Origin of the sequence: Bacillus spizizenii TU-B-10 (assembly GCF_000227465.1) — a bacterium.
Lineage (GTDB): Bacteria > Bacillota > Bacilli > Bacillales > Bacillaceae > Bacillus > Bacillus spizizenii.
Genome location: NC_016047.1, coordinates 2,755,135 through 2,768,535, shown reverse-complemented (window position 1 = coordinate 2,768,535; position 13,401 = coordinate 2,755,135). Strand labels below are relative to the sequence as shown.

General features: G+C 45.6%; 11 protein-coding genes, 1 other RNA gene and 1 other annotated feature. Of the genes, 10 read left to right on the top strand and 2 right to left on the bottom strand.

Features of this window, described 5'->3' with window-relative positions; genetic code table 11:
- Positions 1-55: 55 nt before the first annotated feature.
- Positions 56-2,260, top strand: coding sequence for a GTP diphosphokinase (gene relA / locus GYO_RS35840; protein WP_014114617.1), 2,205 nt, complete (start codon positions 56-58; stop codon positions 2,258-2,260).
- A gap of 12 nt (positions 2,261-2,272) precedes the next feature.
- Positions 2,273-2,713: a D-aminoacyl-tRNA deacylase gene (gene dtd, locus GYO_RS35835; protein ID WP_014114616.1), complete on the top strand. Its 441-nt coding sequence runs from the start codon at positions 2,273-2,275 to the stop codon at positions 2,711-2,713.
- 26 nt (positions 2,714-2,739) lie between these two features.
- Here the strand turns inward: dtd and GYO_RS35830 are convergent, their stop codons facing one another.
- On the bottom strand, positions 2,740-4,293 hold the full coding sequence (locus GYO_RS35830) for an N-acetylmuramoyl-L-alanine amidase family protein (RefSeq protein WP_041521022.1): 1,554 nt from the start codon (positions 4,291-4,293) through the stop codon (positions 2,740-2,742).
- Between the two features lie 132 nt (positions 4,294-4,425).
- Here GYO_RS35830 and GYO_RS35825 point away from each other — a divergent pair, with 132 nt between their 5' ends.
- The 5 genes from GYO_RS35825 to GYO_RS35805 all read left to right on the top strand — a co-directional run bounded on the left by GYO_RS35825 (position 4,426) and on the right by GYO_RS35805 (position 9,145).
- Entirely contained in the window at positions 4,426-4,596 is a 171-nt protein-coding gene (locus GYO_RS35825; protein WP_003222701.1) for a YrzK family protein, read from the top strand.
- 59 nt (positions 4,597-4,655) lie between these two features.
- Positions 4,656-4,887, top strand: a binding site (T-box leader).
- Between the two features lie 90 nt (positions 4,888-4,977).
- Positions 4,978-6,252: a histidine--tRNA ligase gene (gene hisS / locus GYO_RS35820; RefSeq protein WP_014114614.1), complete on the top strand. Its 1,275-nt coding sequence runs from the start codon at positions 4,978-4,980 to the stop codon at positions 6,250-6,252.
- A 13-nt stretch (positions 6,253-6,265) separates the two neighbouring features.
- Entirely contained in the window at positions 6,266-8,044 is a 1,779-nt protein-coding gene (gene aspS / locus GYO_RS35815; RefSeq protein ID WP_014114613.1) for an aspartate--tRNA ligase, read from the top strand.
- A gap of 61 nt (positions 8,045-8,105) precedes the next feature.
- A non-coding RNA gene (gene ssrS / locus GYO_RS35810) (6S RNA) lies at positions 8,106-8,298 on the top strand.
- Between the two features lie 82 nt (positions 8,299-8,380).
- Complete coding sequence (locus tag GYO_RS35805; protein ID WP_014114611.1) at positions 8,381-9,145, top strand: tRNA threonylcarbamoyladenosine dehydratase; 765 nt, start codon at positions 8,381-8,383, stop codon at positions 9,143-9,145.
- 43 nt (positions 9,146-9,188) lie between these two features.
- Here the strand turns inward: GYO_RS35805 and GYO_RS35800 are convergent, their stop codons facing one another.
- Positions 9,189-10,454: a replication-associated recombination protein A gene (locus tag GYO_RS35800; RefSeq protein WP_041521021.1), complete on the bottom strand. Its 1,266-nt coding sequence runs from the start codon at positions 10,452-10,454 to the stop codon at positions 9,189-9,191.
- A gap of 201 nt (positions 10,455-10,655) precedes the next feature.
- Between GYO_RS35800 and cymR the strand changes: the two genes are divergently transcribed.
- From cymR to mnmA, 3 genes are read left to right on the top strand one after another with little or no spacing between them, the layout of a single operon-like run.
- A complete protein-coding gene (gene cymR / locus GYO_RS35795) occupies positions 10,656-11,072 on the top strand; it encodes a cysteine metabolism transcriptional regulator CymR (RefSeq protein ID WP_003225879.1) in 417 nt (138 codons plus the stop codon).
- Between the two features lie 18 nt (positions 11,073-11,090).
- Entirely contained in the window at positions 11,091-12,233 is a 1,143-nt protein-coding gene (locus GYO_RS35790) for a cysteine desulfurase family protein (RefSeq protein WP_014114609.1), read from the top strand.
- Positions 12,234-12,260: 27 nt separating this feature from the next.
- Positions 12,261-13,376 carry a tRNA 2-thiouridine(34) synthase MnmA gene (gene mnmA, locus GYO_RS35785; protein ID WP_014114608.1) on the top strand — a complete coding sequence of 372 codons (1,116 nt, stop codon included), beginning with the start codon at positions 12,261-12,263 and terminating at the stop codon, positions 13,374-13,376.
- Positions 13,377-13,401 lie beyond the last annotated feature (25 nt).

Here is a 13,401-nt window from a genome sequence, read left to right as displayed (position 1 = left end):
TTTTTTTCTTGATAATAAACTACAATACAGTTTACATTCTAAAAAAGGTGATTCCATGGCGAACGAACAAGTATTGACTGCCGAGCAAGTTATAGATAAAGCGCGCAGCTATCTATCTGATGAGCATATCGCATTTGTCGAAAAAGCATATCTGTACGCTGAAGATGCTCATCGCGAGCAATACCGCAAATCGGGCGAGCCATATATTATTCATCCGATTCAGGTTGCGGGGATTCTCGTTGATCTTGAAATGGACCCTTCCACAATTGCGGGCGGATTTCTGCACGATGTCGTGGAAGATACAGATGTGACGCTCGATGACCTGAAAGAAGCATTTTCCGAAGAAGTGGCAATGCTTGTGGACGGCGTAACGAAGCTCGGTAAAATTAAATATAAATCTCAAGAGGAACAGCAGGCGGAAAATCATCGCAAAATGTTTGTCGCTATGGCTCAAGATATCCGGGTCATACTGATCAAGCTGGCGGATCGTCTCCACAATATGCGGACGCTGAAACATCTGCCTCAGGAAAAACAGCGGAGAATTTCCAATGAAACACTGGAGATTTTTGCTCCTTTGGCGCATCGTCTCGGGATTTCAAAAATTAAGTGGGAATTGGAAGATACGGCGCTCCGTTATTTGAATCCTCAGCAATATTACAGAATTGTCAACCTCATGAAGAAGAAACGCGCAGAACGTGAGCTTTATGTCGATGAGGTTGTCAATGAAGTGAAGAAACGTGTCGAAGAAGTGAACATCAAGGCTGACTTCTCGGGACGTCCGAAACATATTTATAGCATTTATCGCAAAATGGTGCTGCAAAATAAGCAATTCAACGAAATTTACGATTTGCTGGCTGTTCGTATTCTTGTGAATAGCATAAAGGACTGCTATGCGGTGCTCGGCATCATTCACACATGCTGGAAGCCGATGCCCGGCAGATTCAAAGATTATATCGCAATGCCGAAGCCGAATATGTATCAATCGCTTCATACAACGGTTATCGGGCCCAAAGGCGATCCGCTGGAAGTGCAGATTCGCACCTTTGAAATGCATGAAATTGCGGAATACGGGGTTGCGGCTCACTGGGCTTATAAAGAAGGGAAAGCGGCCAACGAAGGCGCAACCTTTGAGAAAAAGCTTTCTTGGTTCCGTGAAATTTTAGAATTTCAAAATGAATCAACAGATGCAGAAGAATTTATGGAATCGCTCAAAATCGATTTGTTTTCTGACATGGTGTATGTTTTTACACCGAAAGGAGATGTAATCGAGCTTCCGTCCGGTTCTGTTCCGATTGATTTTTCTTACCGGATTCACTCGGAAATCGGCAATAAAACAATCGGTGCCAAAGTAAACGGAAAAATGGTAACGCTGGACCATAAGCTTCGGACAGGTGATATCGTTGAAATTCTCACCTCTAAGCATTCCTACGGTCCGAGCCAGGATTGGGTCAAGCTTGCGCAAACATCCCAGGCGAAGCATAAGATCCGTCAATTCTTTAAGAAACAGCGGCGCGAAGAAAATGTCGAAAAAGGCCGTGAGCTGGTCGAAAAAGAAATTAAAAATCTGGATTTCGAAGTGAAGGAAGTCTTAACGCCGGAAAATATCCAGAAGGTTGCTGACAAGTTTAATTTCTCAAATGAAGAGGATATGTACGCAGCGGTCGGCTACAACGGCATTACAGCCTTACAGGTGGCAAACCGCCTGACAGAAAAAGAGAGAAAGCAGCGCGATCAGGAAGAACAGGAAAAGATCGTTCAAGAAGTCAATGCGGAACCTAAACCATACCCGCAGGGCAGAAAACGGGAAGCGGGCGTTCGTGTCAAGGGCATCGACAATCTTCTTGTCCGTTTGTCAAAATGCTGCAATCCTGTACCGGGTGACGATATTGTCGGATTTATCACAAAAGGCAGAGGGGTTTCGGTCCATCGTGAAGACTGTCCGAATGTCAAAACGAATGAAGCCCAGGAGCGGCTGATCCCGGTAGAGTGGGAACATGAGTCACAGGTTCAAAAGCGCAAGGAATACAATGTTGAGATAGAGATTCTTGGTTATGACCGCCGCGGATTGCTGAACGAGGTGCTGCAGGCAGTAAATGAAACGAAAACAAATATTTCATCCGTCTCTGGCAAATCGGATCGCAATAAAGTGGCAACCATTCATATGGCGATTTTTATTCAGAACATTAATCACTTGCACAAAGTCGTCGAGCGTATTAAACAGATAAGAGATATCTATTCTGTGCGCCGCGTCATGAACTAAAGGGGTTAGAAAATGAGATTAGTTGTTCAGCGAGTAACAAAAGCAAGCGTTACAGTGGATGAAGAGGTCGTCGGCCAAATTGGACAAGGCCTCATGGTGCTGGTCGGCATCACTCACGATGATACAGAAGAGGATGCAGCTTATTTAGCTGATAAAGTTGTTCATCTTCGTATTTTCGATGACAGTGAAGGAAAAATGAATCTGTCTCTTTTAGATATAGGAGGAGAGATTTTATCTGTCTCACAGTTTACGCTTTATGGAGATACGAGAAAAGGGCGCCGTCCGAACTACATGAACGCCGCCAAACCTGATAAAGCTTTAGGTCTTTATGAAAAATGGAACGACCTGCTTCGTGAAAAAGGAATCAAAGTGGAGACCGGAACGTTTGGAGCGATGATGGATGTTCAGCTTACAAACTCTGGACCGGTCACGCTCATTATGGATTCAAAATAAAAAAAGCTGCCAAAAGGCAGCTTTTTTTATTGGAAGTATTTCTCTAGTCCGCTTTCAATCCCGTCTGTAACTTTTTCTTGGTATGAATTGCTATGTACAATGGCTTCTTCCTGCGGATGGCTTACATATCCCAGCTCATACAGCATAGCGGGCTGTCTATTTTCCCGAAGCACATAATAATCTCCGAATAATACGCCGCGGTCAGGAATGGAAGAACGCTTCACCACTTCAGAGTGTACATCTGATGCCAGTTCCTCATCTTTGGCAGGACTGTAGTAGTAAGCAGTGCTGCCTCTCGTGGAAGTATCCGCATAGCTGTCATAGTGAATGCTGATAAATGCGTCAGCGTTGCGATAGTGAGACGTAGAAACACGTGACTGTAAGCTGACAAAGGTATCATCCTGGCGTGTCACATACACATCGGCTCCAGCTGATCTGAGTTTACTGGCAAGCAGTTTTGCCGTTTTGATCGTCAGGTTTTTCTCGAATTTACCCGAATAGCCGATCGTTCCGCTGTCTTTTCCTCCGTGTCCCGGGTCAACAATAATCGTTTTATTGTTCAGAGAACCGTTTCCGGACGGGGAATCAGAGACAGGGGGTTCACCTGCTTCTTCTGCGCTTTTAGACGTTTGGACCACCCAATTGGCTACATAACCAGTCTGCCCGTTATCAAGCTTAATCTCATACCAGCTGCCCTTTGAACCTGTAATGGTGAACGAATCGCCTTTGGCAGCACGTTCAACGATCGAAGCTGATGTAGATGCATCACTTCTTACATTCGTTCCTCCGTATACAATATAGGCTTTTTTAGCGGAGGATGAACTGCCGGCATTTGCCGAACTTTCAGCTGGATCAGAACTAGATAAAAGGTAATGGCTTGCAACCCAGCCTTTCAGCCCATTCACCTCGATGTGGGCCCAGCCGTTTTTCTCGTTGAGAATCGTAAGCTTCGTTCCGCGTTCAAGTTTCGTTAAAATCGCTGCGTCATGTGAGGCGGAGGCTCTTACATTTAGTGAAGATACACCGACCGTGCCCGTTGAAGCACCGGAAGATTCGGTTTGAGCACTCTCAGAAGACGCTGAACTGCTGCGGCCTGATGTAACATATTCAGATGACACCCACCCAGTGGCATTTTGATAGGATATCTTGATCCAGCCTGAATCTTTATCGATGACAGACGCTTGGCTGCCTTGCGGGAATTTGCCGATGACTTCGTATGAAGTGCCCGGTCCGGTTCTCATCCGCAGATCGGGGTCTGTTGAAGTCACAGTATCACTGCTTTCCGTAGAGCTTGTGCTGGCCTGGTCTTCCTTTGTAATCAGCCAGGAGACCACCCATCCTTTTTCTCCGGAACCAAGCTGTATCTGCACCCAGTCTCCATCTTCCTTTAAAATCGGGTAGCGCTCTCCTTTTTTCGCTTCCGCTGTAATCCCGTAGCTAAGCCCCGGACCGCTTCTGACGTTCATTTCATCTGTTGCGATGACCGCTTCTCCTTGAGCGGCTGTAACGGAGGAAAGTGGCGGGAAAAGCGCCCCGGCGAAAATAATAGATACAATAAGAACAAAGTATTTCTTGCTCATTGTGTCCTCCTTTCTGATGATCATTAAAAAAGCATTCTTGCTTATTATCGTAAAGTCCTTTCTGATTTTTAAATAAAAATAAAATGATTTGTTTATACTAGGCATAAATACAATCAAAAAGGTGTGCAAATCATGAAATATCATCCAAAAATGGGACGTGCATTTCACGACGGTGAAGCAAATCTGCATTACAGCGATCACGCAGATCCCGAAACGACCGGTTATCTTACTGAAACAGCATCTGAATTTGGTCTTATGTCCAAAGAAGCAGCGATGAGGAAAAACAACCGGAATAAAGCTTGACAGAGAACCCCAATCCCATTATTATAATAGAAATTGAGTACATAGCAAATGATGAAAGATTTGAACCAATAATGGAGAAGAGTAGGTCAGATTGCATGGCTAGAGAGGAACCGCCCCAGGCTGAAAGCGGATCCCATTGCGTCTTTCTCGAAACAACACTCCGGAGGTTTCCTGCTGAACGCGTTAATCCCGTCATTAGGCAGTGAACGTGAACCTGCGTTAAAGGATCGAGCGGGAATATGAACATATTCCAACTAGGGTGGCACCACGGGTATAACTCTCGTCCCTACTATACATGTATAGTAGGGACGAGAGTTTTTTTCATTTTCATCATTAACAATCATTGTATATTTTATAAGGAATACATAAGGAGGTCTACATATGGGATATAGCATTCCAAGAGGAACACAGGATATTCTGCCTGGAGAATCAGATCGCTGGCAGTTTGTTGAACAAATTATGAGAGACACTTGCCGCACTTATCAATATAAAGAAATCCGCACACCGATTTTTGAGCATACAGAACTGTTTGCCAGAGGCGTCGGAGAATCGACGGATATCGTACAAAAAGAAATGTATACCTTTCAGGACCGAAAAGGCAGAAGCCTGACGCTTCGTCCGGAGGGAACAGCAGCGGCGGTTCGCGCTTTTAATGAAAACAAGCTATTCGCAAATCCTGTCCAGCCGACAAAGCTTTATTATGTCGGGCCGATGTTCCGTTATGAACGTCCGCAGACGGGCCGTTACCGCCAGTTTTATCAGTTTGGAATTGAAGCGATAGGCTCGAAAGATCCAGCAATCGATGCCGAAGTAATGGCGCTAGCGATGAGTATTTATCAAAAAGCAGGCTTGCAAAACGTTAAGCTTGTCATAAACAGCCTCGGCGACCAAGAAAGCCGCAAAAGCTACAGAGAAGCGCTCGTAAAACATTTTGAGCCTCGCATCGAAGAGTTTTGTTCAGACTGCCAGTCACGGCTGCACACAAACCCGCTCAGAATCTTGGATTGCAAAAAAGACCGCGATCATGAGCTGATGAAATCGGCACCTTCGATTCTGACATATTTAAATGAAGAATCAGCCGCTTATTTTGAGAAAGTGAAACAATACTTAAACGATCTTGGCATTTCGTATGAAATTGACTCTAACCTTGTGAGAGGGCTGGATTATTACAACCATACCGCATTTGAAATCATGAGCAATGCGGAGGGCTTTGGCGCGATTACGACACTTGCCGGCGGAGGACGCTACGACGGACTTGTCGAACAAATCGGCGGTCCTGAAGCGCCGGGCATCGGATTTGCGATGAGCATTGAACGCCTGCTTGCCGCAATTGATGCTGAAAAAAGAGAGCTGCCTGTTGATCAGGGAATCTACTGCTATATCGTCACACTCGGCGAAAAAGCCAAGGATTATTCTGTTTCATTGGTGTACAAACTGAGAGAAGCAGGCATTTCCAGCGAAATCGATTATGAAAATAAGAAAATGAAAGGCCAGTTTAAAACAGCTGACCGCCTGAATGCCAGATTTATTGCGATTTTGGGTGAAGATGAGCTTGCCCAAAATAAAATCAATGTAAAGGATGCACAGACGGGCGAACAGATTGAAGTGGCACTTGATGAATTTATACATGTGATGAAGGCAAACCAAAAGGGATAAGGAGTGGAATGTATTGTTTGGAAGAACATATTATTGCGGTGATATAACTGAAAAAGCAATCGGTGAATCTGTAACGCTAAAAGGCTGGGTCCAAAAAAGACGGGATCTCGGCGGATTGATTTTTATTGACTTGCGTGACCGTACAGGAATTGTTCAAGTCGTGTTTAACCCTGATGTGTCAAAAGAAGCGCTTGCTATTGCGGAAGGCATCAGAAACGAATACGTGCTTGATATTCAAGGAAAAGTGGTGGCGCGTGAAGAAGGCACAGTCAATGCGAATTTGAAAACAGGCGCGATCGAAATTCACGCTGATGGAGTGACCGTATTAAGTGCTGCAAAGACACCTCCGTTTGCGATTTCTGATCAAGCTGAAGACGTATCAGAGGACGTCCGTTTAAAACACCGTTACTTAGATTTGCGTAGACCAGCTATGTTTCAAACGATGCAGATGCGACATAACGTGACGAAAGCTGTCCGCAGCTTTTTAGATGATAACGGGTTTCTTGATATTGAAACGCCGATTTTAACCAAAAGCACACCTGAGGGCGCACGTGACTACTTGGTGCCGAGCCGTGTGCACGAAGGTGAATTCTATGCGCTGCCTCAGTCTCCGCAGCTATTTAAACAGCTTCTGATGGTATCCGGCATTGAACGCTATTATCAGATTGCCCGCTGTTTCCGCGATGAAGACTTGCGTGCAGACCGCCAGCCTGAGTTTACGCAGATCGATATTGAAATGTCCTTTATGAGCCAGGAAGACATTATGTCATTGGCTGAAGATATGATGGCAAAGATTATGCGTGAAACAAAAGGTGTGGAACTCAAGCTTCCTCTTCCTCGTATGACGTATGACGAGGCGATGAACAGTTATGGTTCGGATAAACCGGATACGCGTTTTGATATGCTTTTGACAGATGTATCTGACATTGTGAAGGACACAGAATTTAAAGTATTCTCATCCGCTGTGGCAAACGGCGGTGTGGTAAAAGCCATCAATGTAAAAGGCGGAGCCGGCGATTACTCCAGAAAAGACATCGACGCTCTTGGCGCTTTTGCAGCTAACTACGGGGCGAAAGGACTTGCCTGGGTGAAAGTTGAGGCAGACGGAGTGAAAGGTCCGATCGCCAAATTCTTTGATGAAGAAAAGCAGTCTAAGCTGATTGAAGCACTTGATGCTGCTGAAGGTGATTTGCTGCTGTTCGGAGCGGATAAATTCGAAGTTGTAGCCGCATCACTCGGCGCCCTGCGCTTAAAGCTTGGGAAAGAACGAGGGCTGATTGACGAAAATCTGTTCAATTTCTTATGGGTCATCGACTGGCCGCTCTTAGAGCATGATCCGGAGGAAGGCCGTTTTTACGCAGCCCACCATCCGTTCACAATGCCTGTCCGTGAAGACCTTGAGTTGATTGAAACAGCGCCTGAAGACATGAAAGCACAAGCCTATGACCTCGTCTTAAACGGCTATGAGCTTGGCGGCGGTTCGATCCGTATTTTCGAAAAGGATATTCAGGAAAAAATGTTTGCGCTCCTCGGCTTCTCCCAAGAAGAAGCGGCTGAGCAGTTCGGATTCTTACTGGAAGCATTTGAATACGGCGCTCCTCCGCACGGCGGAATCGCGCTCGGCTTAGACCGTCTCGTCATGCTTCTCGCAGGACGTACGAACCTAAGAGATACAATTGCATTCCCGAAAACCGCAAGCGCAAGCTGCCTGATGACAGAAGCGCCAGGGGAAGTAAGCGACGCCCAGCTTGATGAGCTTCATCTTTCTATCAAGAAAAAAGTTAAGAACTAAATTGAGCAGTTCGATTCTTGAAAATCAAAATCGTCTGTGATATGATTTTGACAAGTTAAATAAAGTCCTGATGTGTTAGTTGTACACCTAGTTTTGACCGAACATTTTTTTGATTTGGGAGCCCGCATTTTTAAATGGCGTACATGCCTCTTTTCATTCGGTAAAGAGGACTTACAAGGTTTAAAAGAGGGCACCCACCTGCTGAGAGCGGGTTCAAAACAAAGGAAAGCTGCAACGGCACTATTGGGACTTTATTTTTTGTGCGCAGAAAAAACGGCTGCTCATGGATCAGCCATTTTATAGATGAAACCAGAATACGAATGTGGAGTGAGGTTCTTGTTACACCAGTTTTCACGCAATGAATTAGCTATCGGAAAAGAAGGCCTTGAAACGCTGAAAAACAGCACGGTTGCTGTGCTTGGGGTCGGCGGAGTCGGATCGTTCGCGGCGGAAGCTCTCGCGCGGTCAGGCGTCGGCCGCATTCTGCTTGTCGACAAAGATGATGTGGACATTACAAATGTAAACCGTCAGCTTCACGCGCTTCTTTCAACAGTCGGACAGCCGAAAGTTGATTTAATGAAAGCGCGGATCGCAGACATTAACCCTGAGTGTGAAGTGATCGCGTTAAAAATGTTCTATACGGAAGAAACGTATGAGCAATTTTTTGAATATAATATTGACTATGTCATTGATGCGTCAGACACTATCCATTACAAAATCCATTTAATGAAAGAATGTTTGAAACGGGATATTCCGCTCATCTCCAGCATGGGTGCCGCGAATAAAACGGATCCGACACGCTTCCAAATCGCTGATATTTCAAAAACGCACACTGATCCAATTGCGAAGGTCGTCCGTACGAGATTACGTAAAGAGGGCATCAAAAAGGGCGTCCAAGTGATTTTCTCTGACGAAAGCCCGATTGTCATTCGGGAAGATGTCAGAAAAGAAGTGGGGAATGACGAAGCGAAAATCCGCAAAGCAAAAATGCCGCCATCTTCTAATGCTTTTGTGCCGTCAGTTGCCGGTTTGATTATGGGCGGACATGTTGTCATGGATCTTTTGAAAGACATTGATATCAAACGCGTGAAGGATAAATAACGCATAAGAAACAGCCTTGATTATTCGCAAGGCTGTTTTTGTTTTATTTTCTTTTTATTAATTTGTCATACACCTGCTTTAAGGCGGACTCGAACTTTCCTGTCTGTTTCGGCTTGTAATATTGCTTGTTCTTTAAAGGATCAGGGAGATATTGCTGTTCGACCCATCCGTTGTCGTAATTGTGCGGGTATTTATAGTCGATTCCTCTTCCTAATTCCTGAGCTCCTTTATAATGCGCGTCTTTTAAATGCTTCGGAACATCCCCGATTTTTCCGGCTCTGATATCTGCAAGCGCCTCATCGATTGCCAGAATGGCTGAGTTTGATTTTGGTGAGAGGCAAAGTTCAATGACTGCGTTGGCCAGCGGGATTCGCGCTTCGGGAAATCCGACTCGCTCCGCGGTCTGAATAGCGTGCAGCACTCTTGGACCGGCCTGCGGGCTTGCTAAGCCGATATCTTCGTATGCGATGACAAGCAGTCGTCTTGCGATGCTTTCCAAATCACCGGCTTCAATTAATCTTGCCAAATAGTGAAGAGCGGCGTTGGCATCAGAGCCGCGGATCGATTTTTGAAAAGCGGACAATACATCATAATGCGCATCACCATCTTTATCGTGAGAAAAGCTCTTTTTCTGCAAACATTCTTCCGCGGTTTCTAATGTAATATGAATCACGCCGTCGGCTGACTCCTTCGTTGACAAGACGGCCAGCTCAAGCGCATTTAAAGCGGAGCGGACATCTCCTCCGCATCCGCGGGCAAAATGCTCCATCGCCTGATCATCGATGGATACAGAATATGTGCCAAGGCCCCGATGCTCATCATGAAGCGCACGTTCCAGAGCCTGTTTAATCAGTTCCGGTGTTAACGGTTCAAGCTCAAAGATCTGTGTCCGACTTCTGATCGCCGGATTAATGGCATGATATGGGTTTGCCGTGGTTGCTCCAATCAAAATGATCATCCCGTTTTCTAAATAGGGCAAAAGAAAATCTTGCTTCCCTTTATCCAGCCTGTGAACTTCATCCAGAATCAAAATCACCTGGCCTGACATTTTAGCTTCCTGGGCTACGATTTCCATATCTTTTTTATTGTTAATGACAGCATTGAGCTTTCGAAAAGCAATACTTGTTGAACCGGCGATTGCTGTTGCGATTGATGTTTTTCCAATCCCGGGCGGTCCGTACAAAATCATGGATGACAAATGTTTTGCCTGAACCATTCTGCCGATAATTTTATCTTCAGCCACCAGATGCTGCTGGCCGATAATATCCTCTATTTTTGTCGGACGCATCCGATATGCCAATGGCTTCATCATCATCTCTCCTTACTTAATTACAGGGTAACGGAAAAGCGGACATTAGAAAAGGGGGAAGGCCCGTTTCCGCCTGCCTCAATGAAAATTAGCTGAAGGTATGTTATAATAACAGTTGGTCTATTAGATAATAAACGGACGAATCATATAGAAATTACCATTATAAATGTGGAAAATCATGAAATAACAGAGGTGTTCATGTTGAAAATATCAACTAAGGGAAGATACGGTCTCACGATTATGATCGAGCTTGCAAAAAAGCATGGTGAAGGCCCGACTTCATTAAAAAGCATCGCACAGACGAATAATTTGTCCGAGCATTATTTGGAGCAGCTGGTATCGCCGCTCAGAAATGCCGGTTTAGTGAAAAGCATCAGAGGCGCATATGGCGGATATGTATTAGGCAGCGAGCCGGATGCGATTACGGCGGGAGATATTATCCGTGTACTCGAGGGGCCGATCAGTCCTGTTGAAGTGCTGGAAGACGAGGAGCCTGCCAAGCGCGAGCTCTGGATTCGCATACGGGATGCCGTGAAAGAGGTTTTAGACAGTACAACATTAGAGGATCTTGCCAGCTATACAGACGGAGAGCAAGAAGCTTATATGTTCTATATTTAGATCAGAGGTGTAAACATAATGGAACGGATTTATTTAGATCATGCCGCAACGTCTCCGATGGATGAGCGTGTGCTGGAAAAAATGATACCGCATTTCTCCGGCAATTTCGGCAATCCATCCAGTATTCATTCATTTGGAAGAGAATCTCGAAAATGGGTGGACGAAGCAAGAGCGCAGATTGCAGCAGAAATCGGAGCGGCAGAGCAGGAGATCATTTTTACAAGCGGGGGAACGGAAGCCGATAACTTGGCGATTATGGGAACCGCGCTTGCAAGAAAAGATCTGGGCAGACATATCATCACGACAAAAATTGAGCATCACGCTGTGCTTCACACATGTGAAAAACTTGAGGAAGACGGATTTGAAGTAACGTATCTAGACGTTGACCAAAATGGAAGAGTCAGTGCAAAACAGGTGAAAGAAGCACTGCGTGATGATACAATCCTTGTGACAGTGATGTATGGAAATAATGAAGTCGGAACAGTGCAGCCGATCGATGAAATCGGTGAGCTGCTGAAGGAACACCAGTCATATTTTCATACCGATGCTGTTCAGGCATTCGGATTGCTGCCAATTGACGTAAAAAACAGCCATATTGACCTTCTGTCTGTTTCTGGGCACAAGCTCAACGGGCCAAAAGGGACAGGCTTTTTATATGCAAGTAAAGATGTGAAACTTTCCCCGCTCTTATTCGGAGGAGAGCAAGAAAGAAAACGCCGTGCCGGAACAGAAAATGTTCCCGGCATTGTCGGGCTGAAAGAAGCTATCAAGCTGTCAAGTGAAGAACGGGACGAAAAAAACGAGAAGTATCAATCGTTTAAAACTATCATTGCTGACACGCTTGATAATGCCGGTGTGGCATTCGAGATTAACGGGGACAAAGAGCATAGTCTGCCGCATGTTCTGAATCTTTATTTCCCCGGTGTATCAGTGGAAGCCCTGCTGGTGAATCTTGACATGGCGGGAGTCGCTGTCTCAAGCGGATCAGCGTGCACGGCCGGTTCAGTCCTGCCGTCACATGTTCTGACTGCCATGTTCGGAGAAGAATGTGACCGGCTGACGTCCTCGATTCGGATCAGCTTCGGCCTCGGCAATACGGCTGAGCAAGTGAAAACTGCTGCCAAACATGTGGCTGACGTTGTAAAACGGCTCACACAATAAGGCGGCTTAGTTATTGGAGTGAATGAAATGGAAAAACGGCCGGAAGATACTAGAGTCGTCGTCGGCATGTCCGGCGGAGTGGACTCATCTGTGGCGGCTCTGCTGTTAAAAGAACAGGGCTATGATGTAATCGGAATCTTTATGAAAAACTGGGATGATACGGACGAAAACGGTTTTTGCACGGCGACAGAGGATTATGAAGATGTGATCCGCGTCTGCAACCAAATCGGAATTCCGTACTATGCCGTAAATTTTGAAAAGCAATATTACGAGAAGGTATTTCAATACTTCCTTGATGAATATAAAGCAGGCAGAACCCCAAACCCGGATGTGCTGTGCAACAAAGAAATTAAATTCAAGGCATTTTTGGAGCACGCCCTGTCACTTGGCGCTGATTATTTAGCGACTGGCCACTATGCAAGGGTAGACAGAAGCGGCGGCAAAGTCAGAATGCTGCGCGGCATTGATGAAAACAAGGATCAAACGTACTTCTTGAATCAGCTGACAGAAGATACGCTAAGCAAAGTCATGTTCCCGATCGGCGAGCTTCAAAAAAGCCGTGTGCGTGAAATTGCCAAAGAAGCAGATCTTGCAACAGCGACGAAAAAAGACAGTACGGGCATCTGTTTTATCGGCGAACGCAACTTCAAAACGTTTCTCAGCCAATACCTCCCTGCACAGCCGGGCGATATGATGACGATGGACGGAGAAGTAAAAGGACGCCACGACGGGTTAATGTACTACACGATCGGACAGCGTCACGGCCTTGGCATCGGCGGAAGCGGAGAGCCGTGGTTTGCAGTTGGTAAAGATCTTGAAAAAAACATTCTCTACGTGGATCAAGGGTTCCATAACCCGCTTCTTTATTCCGACAAAATCACAGCAACAAATATCAGCTGGGTTCGTTCGGATATCATGAAGGGCGAAGAGATTGCCTGCACGGCAAAATTCCGTTACCGCCAAGAAGATCATAAAGTAATGGTGCGCATGACAGGTGAAGGCGAAGCGGAAGTCATCTTTGATGAACAAGTCCGCGCTGTAACGCCTGGACAAGCCGTTGTCTTCTATGACGGCGAAGAATGCCTTGGCGGCGGAACAATTGATGATGTGTACAAAGACGGAACAAAATTGTGGTACGTATAAAAGATGAAAAACCTCAACACTGAGT